General features: G+C 73.1%; 14 protein-coding genes. 6 read left to right on the top strand and 8 right to left on the bottom strand.

The window, feature by feature from the left end; translation table 11 throughout:
* Nucleotides 1-9 precede the first annotated feature (9 nt).
* Nucleotides 10-534 (bottom strand): CGNR zinc finger domain-containing protein, encoded by a 525-nt coding sequence (locus tag ACQYWQ_RS15875; protein ID WP_431035338.1) that lies wholly within the window; start codon nucleotides 532-534, stop codon nucleotides 10-12.
* Nucleotides 535-560: 26 nt separating this feature from the next.
* On the opposite strand from ACQYWQ_RS15875, the gene ACQYWQ_RS15870 reads away from it, so the two are divergent.
* Nucleotides 561-1,604, top strand: a complete 1,044-nt coding sequence (locus tag ACQYWQ_RS15870; protein ID WP_431035337.1) for an EamA family transporter — start codon at nucleotides 561-563, stop codon at nucleotides 1,602-1,604.
* Nucleotides 1,605-1,683: 79 nt separating this feature from the next.
* Here the strand turns inward: ACQYWQ_RS15870 and ACQYWQ_RS15865 are convergent, their stop codons facing one another.
* Entirely contained in the window at nucleotides 1,684-3,396 is a 1,713-nt protein-coding gene (locus ACQYWQ_RS15865; protein ID WP_431035336.1) for an ABC transporter family substrate-binding protein, read from the bottom strand.
* Nucleotides 3,397-3,679: 283 nt separating this feature from the next.
* Between ACQYWQ_RS15865 and ACQYWQ_RS15860 the strand changes: the two genes are divergently transcribed.
* The 5 genes from ACQYWQ_RS15860 to ACQYWQ_RS15840 all read left to right on the top strand — a co-directional run bounded on the left by ACQYWQ_RS15860 (nucleotide 3,680) and on the right by ACQYWQ_RS15840 (nucleotide 8,670).
* Nucleotides 3,680-4,660 carry an ABC transporter permease gene (locus tag ACQYWQ_RS15860; RefSeq protein ID WP_431035334.1) on the top strand — a complete coding sequence of 327 codons (981 nt, stop codon included), beginning with the start codon at nucleotides 3,680-3,682 and terminating at the stop codon, nucleotides 4,658-4,660.
* The gene (locus ACQYWQ_RS15855; RefSeq protein WP_431035332.1) at nucleotides 4,657-5,565 is read left to right on the top strand and encodes an ABC transporter permease; all 909 of its coding nucleotides are present in this window, start codon (nucleotides 4,657-4,659) and stop codon (nucleotides 5,563-5,565) included. Before ACQYWQ_RS15860 ends, ACQYWQ_RS15855 begins: the two co-directional genes overlap by 4 nt.
* Nucleotides 5,562-7,664, top strand: a complete 2,103-nt coding sequence (locus ACQYWQ_RS15850) for a dipeptide ABC transporter ATP-binding protein (protein WP_431035331.1) — start codon at nucleotides 5,562-5,564, stop codon at nucleotides 7,662-7,664. The genes ACQYWQ_RS15855 and ACQYWQ_RS15850 overlap by 4 nt, the downstream gene beginning before the upstream one ends.
* A gap of 25 nt (nucleotides 7,665-7,689) precedes the next feature.
* On the top strand, nucleotides 7,690-8,016 hold the full coding sequence (locus ACQYWQ_RS15845; RefSeq protein WP_007824284.1) for a hypothetical protein: 327 nt from the start codon (nucleotides 7,690-7,692) through the stop codon (nucleotides 8,014-8,016).
* Between the two features lie 96 nt (nucleotides 8,017-8,112).
* Nucleotides 8,113-8,670, top strand: a complete 558-nt coding sequence (locus ACQYWQ_RS15840) for a Uma2 family endonuclease (RefSeq protein WP_431035330.1) — start codon at nucleotides 8,113-8,115, stop codon at nucleotides 8,668-8,670.
* A gap of 79 nt (nucleotides 8,671-8,749) precedes the next feature.
* Here the strand turns inward: ACQYWQ_RS15840 and ACQYWQ_RS15835 are convergent, their stop codons facing one another.
* The 6 genes from ACQYWQ_RS15835 to ACQYWQ_RS15810 form a co-directional block, all read right to left on the bottom strand.
* The gene (locus tag ACQYWQ_RS15835) at nucleotides 8,750-9,187 is read right to left on the bottom strand and encodes a nitroreductase family deazaflavin-dependent oxidoreductase (RefSeq protein ID WP_431035328.1); all 438 of its coding nucleotides are present in this window, start codon (nucleotides 9,185-9,187) and stop codon (nucleotides 8,750-8,752) included.
* Between the two features lie 58 nt (nucleotides 9,188-9,245).
* Nucleotides 9,246-10,334, bottom strand: coding sequence for an acyltransferase family protein (locus ACQYWQ_RS15830; protein ID WP_431039210.1), 1,089 nt, complete (start codon nucleotides 10,332-10,334; stop codon nucleotides 9,246-9,248).
* Between the two features lie 401 nt (nucleotides 10,335-10,735).
* Nucleotides 10,736-11,755, bottom strand: a complete 1,020-nt coding sequence (locus tag ACQYWQ_RS15825) for a hemolysin family protein (RefSeq protein ID WP_431035327.1) — start codon at nucleotides 11,753-11,755, stop codon at nucleotides 10,736-10,738.
* On the bottom strand, nucleotides 11,752-13,113 hold the full coding sequence (locus tag ACQYWQ_RS15820; RefSeq protein ID WP_431035325.1) for a hemolysin family protein: 1,362 nt from the start codon (nucleotides 13,111-13,113) through the stop codon (nucleotides 11,752-11,754). The genes ACQYWQ_RS15825 and ACQYWQ_RS15820 overlap by 4 nt, the downstream gene beginning before the upstream one ends.
* A gap of 357 nt (nucleotides 13,114-13,470) precedes the next feature.
* Complete coding sequence (locus ACQYWQ_RS15815; RefSeq protein WP_431039209.1) at nucleotides 13,471-14,514, bottom strand: NAD(P)-dependent alcohol dehydrogenase; 1,044 nt, start codon at nucleotides 14,512-14,514, stop codon at nucleotides 13,471-13,473.
* 200 nt (nucleotides 14,515-14,714) lie between these two features.
* Nucleotides 14,715-15,974 (bottom strand): PP2C family protein-serine/threonine phosphatase, encoded by a 1,260-nt coding sequence (locus ACQYWQ_RS15810; RefSeq protein WP_431035324.1) that lies wholly within the window; start codon nucleotides 15,972-15,974, stop codon nucleotides 14,715-14,717.
* Between the last annotated feature and the right edge of the window lie 61 nt (nucleotides 15,975-16,035).

The following is a 16,035-nucleotide window of genomic DNA, read 5'->3' as shown; positions in this document are numbered from 1 at the left end:
CGCGGGCGCTCAGGCGCGGCCCCGGTGGCGTGCCACCGCGTCGTTGTTCGCGCAGCGGACCGTGCAGTACGTGCGGCGGCCCGCGCGCGAGGTGTCCACGTACGCGGCGCCGCAGCGGGCGCAACGGCCGAGGCGGTGCGCGCTCGACGCGCAGACGACGTACGCGAGCGCCGCCGCCGTCGAGGCCTTCACGTGTCCCACCGTCTCCTGGTCCTCGGGTCCGTAGTGCAGGTGCGGGGTGCCGTCGTGGAGGGAGACGCGGGGCAGCGAAGCCGCCTGTTCCAGGGCCGAGTTGACGTGCGCGCACCGCTCCGCCAGGGCCTCGGGGGCGAGGGGGCGGCCGCCCGAGGCGGTGAAGCAGGGGGCGAGGCGCTCCCTGACCCAGGCCCTCAACTCCCGTACGCCACGCGGGCCCGGTGGCGGGCGGTGGATGCCGTGGGCGCGCAGGAGCGGGCTCAGGTCGTCCGCCGGGCCCGCGTTGACCAGGGCCGCCGCCAGTCGGGCCGCCTCGCCGCCGTAATGGTTGAACTGCACAAGGGCATGACACCACGCTGGCGGCCATGCGTACAGGCATACGAAGCGGCACACCGCGTACGGGCCCCTCCTCCGCGCCCGCCGGGGGAGCGAAGGCGCCCCCTGGCTCCTCCCCCTCCCCCGCGACGCCCGCCCCCCTCGGCACTCTCGCCCGCCTCGCCCCCCTCCTCGTGCTCGGGCAGATGTGCAGCCTCCAGCTCGGGGCCGCCGTGGCCAAGTCCCTGTACGGGCGCGTCGATCCGGTCGTCGTGGCCGGGATGCGGCTCGGCTTCGCCGCCGTGCTGCTCGCGCTTCTCGTACGGCCCCGCCTCGCCACGTACAACCGGGCGCAGTGGCTCGGCGCCTGCGCGCTCGGGCTCGTCTTCGCGGGCAACAACCTCACCTTCTTCCTCGCCATCGACCGCCTCCCGCTCGGCGTCGCGGCGACCGTCGAACTCCTCGGCCCGCTCCTGCTCGCCGTCGCCCTCTCGCGCCGCCCCGCACACCTCGTGGCGGGGCTGCTCGGGCTCGGCGGAGTCCTGCTGCTCGGCGCGCCGGGCGGTGAACTGCCGCTCGCCGGGCTCGGGTTCGGGCTCGCGGCGGCGGGGTGCAGGACCGCGTACGTGCTGCTGAGCAAGCGCGTCGGAGCGCTCTTCCCCGACTTCGGCGGGCTCTCGCTCGCGCTGCTCGCGGGCGCGTGCGTGCTTGTGCCGCTCGCGGCCGTGCACGGCGGCGGCGACGTGCGGGCCGATCCGGGGGCCTTGCTGCCCGGGTGCGCGGTCGCGCTGCTCTCCTCGCTCGTCCCGTACGCGCTCGACATGACCGTCCTGCGCCGCATCGACTCGCGCGCCTTCGGCGTCCTGCTCGCCCTCACGCCCGCCGTGGGGGCGCTCGTCGGGCTCGCCTTCCTCGGGGAACCGCTCGGGGTGCGGGAGGTTCTCGCGAGCGCGCTCGTGGTGGTCGCCGCCGGATGGTCCGCGCGGGCGCGGGACGGCCGCCCGGAGCGCGAGGACGGCGGAGGAGAGGCTCCGGCGGAGGGCAAGAACGGCGGAGGAGAGGCTCCGGCGGAGGGGAAGAACCGCGAGAAGTGAATCGTGCCCTGCCCGCGCACGGGGACCCCGATGGTCGTGCCCCACGCGCGGGCCGGACACACCGGCCGTTCCGCGGCCGCTACTTCACCCAGCCGACCTTCGTGAAGTCGACGTCCCCGAGCCCGGGGGCGCCCCAGTTCGCCAGGCCCGCCCGCGTGGCGATGATCTGCGGGCGCTGGTACAGCTCGATGGAGTGGACCTCGGCCCAGATGGCCTTGTCCGCCTGGTTGTAGAGGGCGCGGGCCGCGTCCGGGTCGGTCTCGCGGCCCGCCTTCGTGAGGAGCGTGTCGATCTCCTTCGTGCCGACGCCGCCGAAGTTGAGGAAGCTCTGCTTCCCGCGCGGCAGCTGGAAGGTCGAGAAGAGCTGCGAGGGGAAGATGTTGTCGACGTTGCGGAAGCTCACGAGGTCGAAGTTGCCCCGGTTGACGTACGTGTCGAAGTAGTCGGCCTCGGTCACCTTGCGGATCTGGACGCCGATGCCGACGGCCCCGAGCTGCTGCTGCACGATCTGCGCCTGGTCGACGGCCGACGTGCTGGCGCCCGCGCTGATCAGGTACGTGAGCGTGAGCCGCTTGCCGCCCTTGGTGCGGGGCTCGCCCGCCGCGCCCTCCTTCCAGCCGGCCTCGTCGAGGAGCTTCGCCGCCGCCTTCGGGTCGTACGTGCCCCACACGCCCGCGTTGGCCTGGTAGCCCTTCTGGTTGGGCATGAAGAAGTGGTTGTCGAGCGGCTGGACGGCCACCGGCACGTCCTTCGCGAACGCCGTCGTGATGCCCTTGCGGTCGATCGCGCGGGCGACGGCCTGCCGCACCTTGAGGTCGGCGAGCGGCCCCCGCGCCCCGAGCGTGATGTGCACCTCGTCCCAGCGCGCGCCCTTCCTGATGTCCGTCTTCGGGGCCTTCACGAGCCGCTTGTAGTCCTCGGGGAGGATCGCGCTCGTCTCGTCGATCTCCTTGTTGAGGTACGCCTCCGTCTGTGCGGGCGTCTGGAGCGCCCGCCACGTGATGCTGTCCAGTTTCGGCTTCTCGCCCCACCACCGGGGGTCGGGCTCGGTCGTCACGGTCTGCGTCGTCTTATCGATCGACGCGATGCGCCAGGCCGCGGCAGTGACCGGGATCTTCTCCAGCCAGCCCTTGTTGAACTTCTCGGGGGTGTCGATGGAGTCCGCGGGGAGCAGGACGCGGAAGAGGCGCTGCCAGTCGGCGTACGGGGCGCGGAAGCGGACCACCGCCTCGCTGTCGGCGCTCCCGCGCGAGACCTTCGCGATCTGGTCGTAGCCGCTCGTGTCGGCGACGAGGTAGCGGCTGTCCGAGCCGTCGAGCGCCTTCGCGAGCGCCGCGAAGTCCCGGTAGGACAGCGGCTTGCCGTCCGACCAGCGGGCCTTCGGGTTGAGGCGGTACGTGATCTCCAGCGGGGACGTGGACGTCACTTCGGCCGAGAGCAGGTAGTGGGGGTCGGGGTGCGGGACGCCGTGGCTGTCGCGCGGCTGGAGGACCGGTTCGACCTGCTCCAGGATCGCGGTCGCGTCGCCGTTCGTGCCGTCCACCTGGTACGCGTTGTACTGGTGTATCCACTGCTGGACCGAGAGGTTGAGGGTGCCGCCCTGCCGGAGCTTCGTGACGGGCTGCGCGTTGATCGCCTGCGCCCCCGCCGCGGGAGCCTTGGCGCGTTTGTGCCCCGCGCCGTCGCCGCTCCCTTCCCTGTCCCCCGACCCTCCGCAGGCGGTGAGGACGAGGGCGGAAGCGAGCGCGACGGCGGTGAGGGCCGGGCCCGTGCGGGCCGTGTTCCTGGGCATGGGGGAGCCTCCGGGCGGGGGACGCGGGACGGGGCGACAGGGCGCGCGTCAGGACGGGACGCCCGGAGCGTAGGCCCGGGATTCGCCCTTCGTAAGCGTTTTCGTGTAGTTGCCATGCTCCCTTCATACGCCCGCAACACGACGTGACGAAGATCGACGCCGGACCCCAACTCGCCCGATTCCACGCCCCCTTGCGCCGCTCCCCCGGTCCCTGGCCCCGTCCCCGTCCCCGTCCCCGTCCCCGCCCTCCGCTCCGCCGCCCCCCACTCAGGAGACGTCCCGCATGACCACGTACCTCCTGCGCCGTCTCCTGCACTACCTCGTCCTGCTGCTCCTCGCCCTCGCCCTCGCCTACCTGCTCGCCGCATCGGCGCTCGACCCGCGCGCCTACTTCGAGGGCCGCCGCCCGCCCCCCGACCCGGCCGCCGTCAGCGCGCACCTGCGCACGCTCGGCCTCGACGACGGCACTCCGCTCCCCGAGCGCCTCGGGCACTGGTTCGGCGGGCTCCTCCACGGCGATCTGGGGCGCACCCTCGACGACACATCGGTGGCGGCCGAGCTGGGCCGCCGGATCGGCGTGAGCCTGCGTCTCCTCCTCGCGGGCACGATCCTCGGCACGCTCGGGGGTGTCCTCGCGGGCGCCTGGACGGCCGTACGGCAGTACCGGCTCTCCGACCGCGTCGTCACACTCGTCTCCTTCCTCCTCCTGTCGACGCCGACGTTCCTGCTCGCCGTCCTCCTCAAGATCGGCGCGATCAAGCTGAACTCCGTCCTCGGCACCGACCTCATCCGCTTCACGGGGGAGCGCGACCCCGGCCCCCACCCGGGCGTCCTCGCCACGCTCGGCGACCGGGGCGTGCACCTGCTCCTGCCGACGCTCTCGATGGGCCTCGTCACCGCGGCCGCGTACAGCAGGTACCAGCGCAACACGATGCTCGACGTGCTGGGTGCCGACTACCTGCGCACGGCCCGCGCGAAGGGCCTCGGGCGGCGCGCGACGCTGCTCAGGCACGGGCTGCGGACCGCGCTCATCCCGATGGCCACGTACTTCTCGTACGGGTTCCTCGCGCTGTTCACGGGAGCGACCTTCACCGAGATCGTCTTCGGCTGGCACGGCATGGGCGAGTGGCTCATCGACTCCGTCGCCGACAACGACGTGAACTCGGTCGTCGCGGTCTCGGGTTTCGCCGCCGTGATCGTGCTGTTCTCCGGCTTCCTCGCCGACGTCCTGCACGCCGCTCTCGACCCCCGGGTGCGCCGGTGACCGCGCTCCAGGCCGAACCGACGGCCCTCTCCACGCCGCGCTCCCCCACCCGCGCCCGCCTCGTCCTGCGCCGCTTCCTCGCGCGCCGGACCGCGCTCGCCGGACTCGCCGTCGTCGTCCTCCTCCTCGTCCTGGGCTTCGCCGGCCCCTTCCTGACCCACTGGTCGTACACCGACATCGACTACACCGCGCTGCGCGAACCCCCTTCCGCTCGGCACTGGTTCGGCACGAACCGCATCGGGCAGGACGTGTACGCGCAGACGGTGCGCGGCCTCCAGAAGTCGCTGCTCGTCGGGCTGCTCGTCGGGCTCGTGTCGACGGGGATCGCCGCGCTCGTGGGGGCCTGCGCGGGGTACTTCGGGGGCTGGGCCGACCGCGTCCTGATGTTCCTCGTCGACCTGCTGCTCGTCCTGCCCTCGTTCCTCGTCCTCGCGATCCTCGCGCCGCGACTGCGCGGCACCGGCTGGATCGGCTTCGTCGGGCTGCTCGCGCTCTTCGCGTGGATGGTCACCTCGCGGGTCGTACGGGCCATGACGCGCTCGCTGAAGGAACGCGAGTTCGTGCGCGCCGCACGGTCGTTGGGCGTGGGGCCCGCGCGGATCATCACGCGGCACGTGCTCCCCAACGTCGCCTCGTTCCTCGTCATCGACGCGACGCTCGCGGTCGGCGGCGCCGTCATGAGCGAGACCGCGCTGTCCTACTTCGGCTTCGGCATCCAGGCCCCCGACGTCTCGCTCGGCACGCTCATCGCCGACTACACGGGCTCGGCCGTCACCTACCCGTGGATGTTCTTCTTCCCCGCCGGGCTCCTCGTCGTCTTCGTCCTCGCCGTCAACCTCGTCGGCGACGGACTGCGCGACGCCTTCGACCCGACCAGTCGCCCAAAGGATCGGCACACCACGTGACTTCGCCCCTCCTCTCCGTCCGCGACCTCACCGTCTCCTTCCGTGGCGGCGCCGAGGAGGCCGTACGGGGCGTGTCCTTCGACCTCGCGCGCGGCGACGTGCTCGGCCTCGTCGGCGAGTCGGGCTCGGGCAAGTCCCTCACGGCGCTCGCCGTGCTCGGGCTGCCGCCGGGCGGCGCGCGCGTCTCGGGGTCCGTACGGCTCGACGGCACGGAGCTGGTCGGGGCGCCCTCGCGGGAGCTGGACCGGGTGCGGGGGCGCCGGATCGCGATGGTCTTCCAGGACCCCCTGTCGGCCTTCACGCCCGTCTACCGCATCGGGGAGCAACTCGCCGAAGCCGTACGGGTCCACACGCCCGTCCCGAAGGCGAAGGCGGCCGAGCGGGCCGTCGAGCTGCTCGACCTCGTGGGCATCCCCGAGCCCCGGCGGCGCGCCGAGGCGTTCCCGCACGAGTTCTCCGGCGGGATGCGGCAGCGCGCCATGATCGCGATGGCCATCGCGCACGACCCCGACGTGCTCCTCGCCGACGAGCCCACGACCGCGCTCGACGTCACCGTGCAGGCGCAGGTCCTCGACGTGCTGCGCACCGCGCGCGAGGCCACGGGGGCCGCGCTGCTCCTCGTGAGCCACGACCTCGGCGTCATCGCGGGCACGGCCGACCGCGTGGCGGTCATGTACGCGGGGCGGCTCGTCGAATCGGCGCCCGTGGACGCGCTGTTCGCGCGCCCCGCGATGCCGTACACGCTCGGCCTCCTCGGCGCGGTGCCCCGCCCCGGCGCCCCGCTCGTCCCGCTGCCCGGCACCCCGCCGGAGCCGGGCGCGCGCCCCGAGGGCTGCCCCTTCGCGCCCCGCTGCCCGCTCGCCACGGACGAGTGCCGCCGCCACGAACCGGAGTTGACGCCCTTCGCGGGCGGGGGGCCCGGGCGCGCGGTGGCGTGCTGGCGCGCGGAGGACGTGGTGGACCGTACCCCGGTGGAGATCTTCCGCCCGCCCGCCGCGCCCGCTCCCGCCGCCACGCCCGCCTCCGGGTCCCCGGCCGCTCCCACCGCCACGCCCGCCACCGGGTCCCCGGCCGCGCCCGCCGCCGCTTCGCCGTCCGCCCCCGAGGCCGTCCTCACCGTGCGCTCCCTCACCCGCACCTTCCCGCTGCGGGCCCCGGGGCTGCTGCGGCGGCGTACCGGGACCGTGTACGCGGTCGACGGCGTCGACCTCGACCTGCGTGCCGGGCGCACGCTCGGGCTCGTCGGCGAGTCCGGTGCGGGCAAGTCGACGACGCTCGACGCGATCCTCTCGCTCTCCGCGCCCGAGTCGGGGACCGTCGACGTACTCGGGCGGCGCACCGGCTCGCTCGACCGGGCCGGGCGGCGGGCGCTGCGCGGGGACGTGCAGATCGTCTTCCAGGACCCCATGTCCTCGCTCGACCCGCGCCTGCCCGTCGCGGACCTGATCGCGGAGGGGCCGCGCGCGCAGGGCCTGGGCGCCGCCGAAACCGATGCCCGGGTACGGGAGTTGACGGGCCTGGTCGGGCTCGATCCGGTGCGTGACCTGGGGCGGTTCCCGCACGAGTTCTCCGGCGGGCAGCGGCAGCGGATCGGGATCGCGCGGGCGCTCGCCGTGCGGCCCCGGTTGCTCCTGCTCGACGAGCCCGTATCGGCGCTCGACGTGTCCGTGAGGGCCGGGGTCCTCGATCTGCTCGGGCGCTTGCGGGACCGGTTCGGCTTCGCCTCGCTCCTCGTGTCGCACGATCTCGCCGTAGTCCGGCACATGGCGGACGACCTCGCCGTCATGTACCTCGGTGCGACCGTCGAACGCGGCCCGGCCGCCGAGGTCTTCGCCCGCCCCCGCCACCCGTACACCCGCGCCCTGCTCGCCGCCGCGCCCGTCCCCGACCCGCCCGCCGAGCGCGCCCGCGCGGCCCGCCGCGTCCTGCTCGCCGGGGACCCGCCGAGCCCGACCGGGCGCGTGGAGGGCTGCCGGTTCCGCTCCCGCTGCCCGCTGTACGCGGTGCTGCCCGCCGGGGACCGGCGGCGGTGCGCCGCGGAAGCCCCCTCGGGGGCCGACGGGGTGGCGTGCCATTACCCGGAGCGGCGCGAGGACTGACCCGCCCACCGGCTACCCTCCCGGCATGGACGGATTCCGCGTCACCTACACGGTGGAGTGCGCCGAGTCGGCCGCGCTGCTCTCACCGGACCGCAGGGAGACCCTCGAACGGGGCCTCGCGGTCCTCGCCCGCAACCCGTACCACCCGGCGACGGCCCCCATCGGCACGCACGAGGACAACCGGAAGGCGCAGGTGGCGCCGGGGGTCCTCATCGAATACGTGGTCGCGCACGCGGTGATGGTGGTCGTCGTCCTGACCGTCTTCGACGAGTCCCTGTACCTGCTGGCGGACGTACCGGGGCAGGTGGAGCGGGGAATGGAGGGGGACGCGGCGCTGGGCGGCGGGGGATGAAGCCGTCCCCGTCAACGCCTGGGACGCGCAAGACGAAAAGGGGTAGTTTCGCACTACTCTGACGCTCTCTGGTAGAACGTCCGCGAAAGGTGCGGCATGAGCGAGGCAACGTCCGACTACGGTCGGGGCATCGACGCGGAGCAGGCGCTCAAGTACGCCATCCAGCATGTGGCGGGGGATCGCGCCGAGATTGTCGAAGGGGTCATCACGCCGGTGTCTCCGACTTGGTCCCACGCGTCAGCCGCTGACGAGATCCGCGAGCAGATCTACGCCAAGGTGCGGGAGCTCAACTGCCGCGTCGGGTCGGGAGATGTCGATCTGCCGGGCTCCGCCAACTGGTACATCCCCGATCTCGCGGTCGTACCACGAGACGTCGCCAAGAGCGCTGACTCCCTCCTGCCCGACCAGACCCTCCTCGTCGTCGAAGTGACCTCCCCCTCCAACGCCGAGACCGACCGCGTGGTCAAGCGCCGTCGCTACGCCGAGTACGGCGCTCCCCTGTACCTCCTGGTCGACCGCCAGGAACGCAGCACCACGCTGTTCTCGGAACCGGGCCCGCTCGGCTACACGCGCGTCGAGGGCCCCCACCCCTTCGGTACGCCTCTTCCCCTCCCGGCTCCCTTCGACCTCGTGCTGGAGACCGGCGAGCTGTGAGGGGGCGGGCCCTCTCCGCCCGTACGACGGAACCGCCCGCGCCCCCTTGAGGGGGCGGGCGGTTCCGCGTCGTTCCGCGTCAGTCCTTCGGCGTCAGGATGAAGAGCGGGATGGGGCGGTCCGTCTTCTTCTGGTAGTCGGCGTAGTCGGGGAAGGCCTCGACGGCGCGGTCCCACCACGCGGCCTTCTCGGCTCCCGTGGCCTCGCGGGCCGTGTAGTCCTTGCGGACCGGGCCGTCCTGGAGTTCCACCTCGGGGTGGCTCTTGATGTTGTAGTACCAGACGGGGTGCTCGTCGGCGCCGCCCTTGGAGGCGACGACCGCGTACTCGCCCTCGTGCTCGACCCGCATCAGCGGGGTCTTGCGGATCTTGCCGCTCTTCGCGCCGAGCGTCGTCAGGACGATGACCGGCATACCGCGCATCGTCGTGCCGCGTGTCCCGCCGCTGCCCTCGTACTCGGCGACCTGGTTCCGCACCCATTCCGCGGGGCTCGGTTCGTACGCACCACTCAGAGGCATCGCGTCCACCCTTTCGTCTCGGTTCCGACAATCTCTCATCGGGCGCCCGGGCGCCAGGTCACCGCCGCTTGGCGAGTTCCCCGACGTCCCTGCGGAACGCCCACCGCATCTCGGGCTCCACCGCGAACTTGAAGAGCCGTTGCACGAGCGGCGTGCACAGCACCGTGATGACGCTCGCCGCGATGAGCGTCACCGCGATCTCGCCCGCCGGGCTGTGGAGCCAGTCGGCCGCGTACCAGTCGCCGAAGCGCGAGCCCTTCGCGAGGAAGCCGTGCAGCAGGTAGCCGTAGAGCGTCCCGGCGCCGAGTGCCGTGAACCACATGTGCCGGCGCGGCACCCACGCCAGGAAGCACGCCGTGAGCACGAGCGAGCAGCCGAAGAGCGCGAGCGTCATGACGACGCCCGCCCAGCCGGGCGCGCCGAGTTCCTGCGCGCTGTCGCGGTGGTAGAACCACGCGGAGTTCATGCGCGGCACCGCCCAGTACGCGAAGGCCGCCGCCCCCGCGAGCACCGGCAGGGACAGGATGCGGGCCTCGCGGCGGCGCACGAGCTGGAAGTGCTCGGGCTTGAGTTTGAGGCCGACGACGAAGAACGGCAGGAACTGGAGGACCCGCTGCATGTCGAGGTCGTCGCCGATGTCCGGTGAGATCGCGGCGAGGATCGCGATCGCGAGCGCGAGCGGCACGGGCCAGCGCACGACCTTCCAGATCGGCGTGGTCAGGCGCCACACGAAGAGCGCGATGAGGAACCAGGTCAGGTACCAGGGGTCGAGCAGGCTGAACGGGTAGTCCGGGTCGCCGCCGGCCGTGCGCTTCAGGAGCGTGTACGCGACTTCGAAGATCACGTACGGGACGGCGACGCCCGTGATGAGGCGGCGCAGCCGGTCCGGGCGCATGTCGAAACTGCGGGACATGTAGCCGGAGATGACGATGAACGCCGGCATGTGGAAGGTGTAGACGAAGATGTAGAGCGCGGAGGCGGCCCGGCTGTCCCCGCGCAGCGGTTCCCAGGCGTGGCCCATCGCGACGAGCAGGATCGCGAGGTACTTCGCGTTGTCGAAGAAGGGGTCGCGGCGTTTGGCGGCGGGCTTCGCACCGGCCTCGGCGGGTTTCGCCGCCGGTTCCCCCGGCGCCTGGACGCGCTTCAGTACGAGGGTGTCGCTGCCCGTACCCGTCGGCCGCGCGCCCCCCGTCCCGCTCTCCGGGGGCAGCGGTACGCGCTCCCTGGCGCCGGTCGGTGAGGACGGCTCCGTACCGCCCTCTGGTCCGTGTCCGCGCGCGGACTCGCTCACAATCCCTCCCCGATGGAACGCCGACGGGTCGGTACGCGTCTCACCAGAAATGCGGGAAGTATGTCGGTGGAAGGCATCAGCGGCAGCGTAGTCACCCTCACCGCCGTGGGCACAAGCCCGCCGGATGTGGCTTGTCCCACCCTGGAGGCGATGCGTCCGTTTTCGGCCGCGTCCTTCTCGTAGGGCCTTCTCAGGGCCCTCACAGAGTCGGTACGGGAACGCCGCGGCCGGTCCTGCGGCGCCCTGCCCCGGGCCGCTCAGCCCTCCGCCGCCGGGCCCACCAGTTCCGTCAGCACGTCCTCCATCGTCACGAAGCCGCGTACCCGGCCCTCCTCGCCCGTCACGGCCGCGAGGTGGCTGTCGTCGGTGCGCAGCGCGGTGAGCGTGTCGTCGAGCGGGGTGTCGATGCGGACGCGGGTGAGCGGGTGGTAGGCGGTGCGCGGAAATGGCTTGTCCCGCTCGGTGACGCCGAGTGTGTCCTTGATGTGGAGGTAGCCGAGGAGCGCGCCGCCCTCACCGGTCACGGGCAGCCGCGAGAAGCCGGATTCTGCGGCGACGCGTTCGAGGCGTGCGGGGGTCACGCTGCTGTCGACCGTGACGAGCGTCGCGCCGGGCTTGATGATCTCGCCGACGGGGCGGGTGCCGAGTTCGAGGGCGTCGCGCAGCCGGTCGCGGTCGTCGGCGCTCAGGAGCCCGGCCTCGCTGGAGTCCTCGACCATCCGGGCCAGCTGGTCGTCGGTGAAGACGGACTCCACCTCGTCCTTCGGCTCGACGCGCAGGAGCCGCAGGAGGTGGTTGGCGAGGCTGTTGATGCCGAACACGAGGGGCTTGAGCACGCGGGTGAGCGCGACGAGCGGCGGGCCGAGGAGCAGCGCGGTGCGCACGGGTTCGGCGAGCGCGATGTTCTTGGGGACCATCTCGCCGATGAGCATGTGGAGGTACGTGGCGAGGGTCAGCGCGATCGCGAAGGAGAGGGGGTGCACGAGGCCGTGCGGGATGCTGACCGCTTCGAAGACCGGCTCCAGCAGGTGCGCCATCGCGGGCTCGGCGACGGCGCCGAGCACCAACGACGAGACGGTGATGCCGAGTTGCGCGGTCGCGAGCATCGCGGAGATGTGTTCGAGTGCCTTGAGGGTGCCGGCGGCGCGCTTGTCCCCGGCCTGCGCGAGCGGCTCGATCTGGCTGCGGCGCACGGAGATGAGCGAGAACTCGCCGCCGACGAAGAAGGCGTTGGTGAAGAGCGTGAGCAGCCCGACGAGCAGCTGGACGGCGGTCATCGGGCGGCCTCGTCGACGTGGGCGGGTTCGTCGTCCGCGGGCTTCACGAGCCGCACGCGCTCGGCCCTGTGGTGTTCCACGGCGAGCACCGTGAACGCCCAGCCCCGCGCGCCCGCGTCCAGCTCGCCCAGCTCCACGGTGTCCCCCGCTTCGGGGATGCGGCCGAGGCGCGCGGCGAGGAGTCCAGCGACGGTCTCGTAGGGGCCTTCGGGGGCGCGCAGCCCGATGAGGCGGAGCTGGTCGAGGCGGAGCGAACCGTCCGCCTCCCACGTCTCGCGGCCCTCGGCGGTCGGCGGCCCGGGGACGAGGTCCTCGGTCTCCTCGGGGTCGTGCTCGTCGCGTACTTCGCCGACGACCTCCTCGACGATGTCCTCGACCGTGACGACGCCCGCGGTGCCGCCGTACTCGTCGATGACGACGCCCATCGTGCGGGCGGCGCGCATACGGGCCAGGAGCGTGTCGGCGGGGAGCGAGTCGGGGACGAGGAGCGGCGGCGTGGCGAGGTCGGTGACGCGGGTGCGGGAGCGGGTGGCCGGTTCGAGCGCGAGGACGTCGCGGATGTGGACCGTGCCGATGACGTCGTCCAGGTGCTCGCGGTAGACGGGGAAGCGGGAGAGCCCGGTGGCGTGGGCGAGGTTCGCGGCGTCGAGCGCGCTCGCCTCGGCGGCGAGTGCCTGGACTTCGACGCGGGGCGTCATGACGTTCTCCGCGGTGAGGTCGTTGAGGTGCAGGGTACGGATGAACAGCTCGGCCGAGTCCGGTTCGAGGGCTCCTTCGGCCGCCGAGTGCCGTGCGAGCGCGACGAGTTCCTCGGGGCCGCGTACGGAGGCGAGTTCCTCGGTGGGTTCGAGACCGATGCGGCGTACGAAGAAGTTCGCCGTGGCGTTGAGGCCGTGGATGAAGAAGCCGAAGAAGGCGGAGAAGCGGCGGTGCGGGCCCGCGACGGCGCGGGCGACGGGGACGGGCCGGGAGATCGCCCAGTTCTTCGGGACGAGTTCGCCGACGACCATGAGGACGACGGTGGAGAGCCCGACGCCGAGGATGGAGCCGATCGTCGACGTCGCCCCGCGCGGCAGGCCGAGCGCGGCGAGCGGGCCGTGGAGGAGTTCGGTGACGGCCGGTTCGGCGAGCATCCCGATGACGAGGGACGTCACGGTGATGCCGAGCTGGGCGCCGGAGAGCTGGAAGGTGAGGGAGCGCACCGCGGCGAGCGCGCCTTCCGCGCCGCGTTCGCCCGCGTCGACGGAGCGCTCCAGGTCGGAGCGTTCGACGGTCGTGAGGGAGAACTCGGCGGCGACGAAGAGCGCGCAGGCGAGGGTGAGGAGGGCGGCGACGAGGAGCTGGACGACGGCGATCACGCGGTCACCGCCGGGGGGTGCGCGGCCTTGGCTCGCGGGGGTTCGCCCATCGGTTCCTCGGGCTCCTTTCCTCGGGGCACACGGAGCGGGGTGCGGGGCCCGGCGCGCTGCCGGACCCCGCGGGGTTTCCGCGACTCTACGACTGTCCACGCGACGGCGCTCCGCGCGGGCGTCGCGGCGGCGGTCCCGCACCCAGCGGTTCCGCACCCAGCGGTTCCGCGGCACGCCCCGCGGCGAGCCGTGCGGCGGGACGGCCTGCCTGCGGCGGGACGGTGCGCGTGTCCATGCGGTCCGACGGTCCGCCCAGCCGTTCGGCGGGACCGTCCGCGCTCAGCCGTTCGGCGGGACCGTCCGCGCTCAGCCGTTCGGCAGGATGACCGCGCGCCCCTGGACCTTCCCTTCGTGCAGCCGCTCGTACGCCCGGGGGGCCTCGTCGATCGTGTACGTCTCGATGTGGACGTCCACGGCGCCCGCGCGCGCGAGGTCGAAGGTCTCGCCCATCTCGGAGCGGCTGCCCCAGTACGGCGAGGTGACGACGGTCTCGTACGCCTGGAGCCCGAAGCCGACCTCCAGGCTCCCGCCGCCGATGCCGACGATCGTGACGTCGCCCTCAATCATGGCGCAGGCGCCGGACGCCTTGACGGTGGGCGGGACACCGACGAAGTCGAAGACGGCTTCGGCGCCGCGGCCGCCGGGCGTGAGCCTGCGGACGTTCTCGACGGCGTTCTCGTCGGAGAGCACGGCCTCGTGCGCGCCGACCTCCTTGGCGAGGCGCAGCTTCTCGTCGTTGACGTCGAGCGCGATGACGCGGGCGGGGGTCAGGGCGCGCAGGAGCTGGATGCCGACGTGGCCGAGTCCGCCCGTGCCGAAGACGACGGCGGTCGAGCCGGGTACGAGCTTGGGCAGCGAGCGCTTGATGGCGTGGTACGGGGTGAGGCCGGCGTCGGTGAGTGGCACGGTCCTGACAGGGTCGAGGTCGCCGAGTGGCAGGAGGTGCCTGGCGTCGTCGACGATCATGTACTCGGCGATCGCGCCGGGGTTGCCGAGTCCCGGCGGGTAGATGCCGAGGCGGGCCGCTTCGAGGCAGTAGTTCTCCTTGCCCTGCTGGCACTTGGAGCAGCGCCCGCAGCCCCAGGGCCCGTACACCGCGACGGACTCGCCGACGGCGACGTTGCGCACGCCCTCGCCGAGCTTGTCGACGAGGCCCGCGCCCTCGTGGCCGAGGGTGAGTGGCAGTGGGAACGGCAGTTCCTCGGCAGACCAGCTCATGACGGCGATGTCGGAGTGGCAGACACCTGCCGCCGTGACCTTGAGCCGGATCTCGCCGGGCTTCGGCTCGGGCTTCTCGATCTCGACGACCTCGGGCGCCGCACCGACGGTGCGGTACTGGACTGCCTTCATCGTGTCTGCCATGAGGGGAACTCCCTTCACTGGGTCCGCGGGCGTTCGGTCCGCGGGCGTTCGGAGGTGCCGGCGGGGGTTCCCGGAGCGGGGACGCGTGCGGGCACCGGTACGGGCAGGGCGGGTTGGCCGGGCAGGGCGGGTTGGGGTCGGCGGGTCGCGGGCGCCCGGTGGGTCACGGGGGCGGGGCGCTCGGTGGGTCACGGGGGCGGGGCGCCCGGGGGGGCGCGGGGCGGGTCGCGCGGTCCCTCGCGGCCGGCGCCGCGGCGCACGGCGAGGATCGTGGTGTCGTCGGTGAGCCGCCCCCTCGTGTACCGCAGCACTTCGTCCCGTACCAGCTCGACGAGCCTGAGCGGCTGAGTGAGCCCCGGATCGGCGGCGACGCGCCCGCCGATCCGCTCCGCGAGCGGGAAGAACTCGCCCGCGCGGTCGCGCGCCTCGGTCACGCCGTCGGTCACGAGCAGCAGCGTCTCGTCGGCGGCGACGCGGAGGCGCTGCACGGCGAAGGGGGTGCTCAGGAGGCCGCTGAGCCCGAGCGGGAGCACGGGCTCGGTCGGGATCTCGCGCACTCCGCGCGGGCTCACGGCGAGCGGCACCTCATGGCCGAAATCGACCAGCTCGATCTCGTACGGGGTGGGGACGGGGAAGTTCGCCGGGTCGGCCTGGGCCGCCTGGTCGAGCGGGTCGGCGTCGGTGAACGGCGGGAAGCCGATGAGCGCGGCGGTCGCGAAGCGGTCCTCCTCGCCCGCCAGGCCCATGACGGTGCTGTACGCCTGGTAGCGGCGCATCCGGGTCTCCATACCGGCGGCGACGACGGCGAGATCGGCGGAGTGGTAGCCCCACTCGCGGAAGCTGCCGAGGACGGCGGCGGCGGCCGTGACGGCGTTGAGGCCCTTGCCCTGGACGTCGCCGAGGATCACCCGGGTGCCGTACCGGCTCGGCTGGATGTCGTAGAAGTCGCCGCCGACGCGCGCGATCGTGTCGGCGGCGAGGTAGATCGCGGCCTGTTCCATGCCCGCCCAGTGCGCGGGCAGCGGGCGCAGCACGGTGGAACGGGTCGCCTCGGCGATGTCCTGGAGGTGGCCCACGTACCGCCCGGCGCGCAGTCGCAGCGCGCAGGAGGCGACGGCGACGGCACCGCCGCCCACGACGAGGACGAAATCCGGCCAGCCGGTGCGGTACTGCGCGGACCAGGCGAGATTCATGAGCACGTACGCGGCGCAGGAGAGCACGGCGAAGAGCGCGGTCGTCCACACGCCGCACAGCGCGGCGGCGATGCCGGGCACGACGATGATCCACGTGATCATGCGGAAGCCGCCGCCGGTGTTCCAGTCCAGGCCGACGACCAGCACGAGCAGCACGGTGGGCACGAGCCAGGCGACGCGGTGCCCGCGCACCCGCAGCGGCTCCCCGCCCCACATGCGGGACGTGACGGAGCGCGGCACCGGGCGAGGACTCACCCGTCCACCCAAACACGGGCAGATGGGGGCCGCCACGGGAGCGGACTCCGGTTGCCGCACC

Source organism: Streptomyces sp. P6-2-1 (assembly GCF_050613165.1).
Lineage (GTDB): Bacteria > Actinomycetota > Actinomycetes > Streptomycetales > Streptomycetaceae > Streptomyces.
This window is presented reverse-complemented; position numbering and strand designations above follow the sequence as displayed.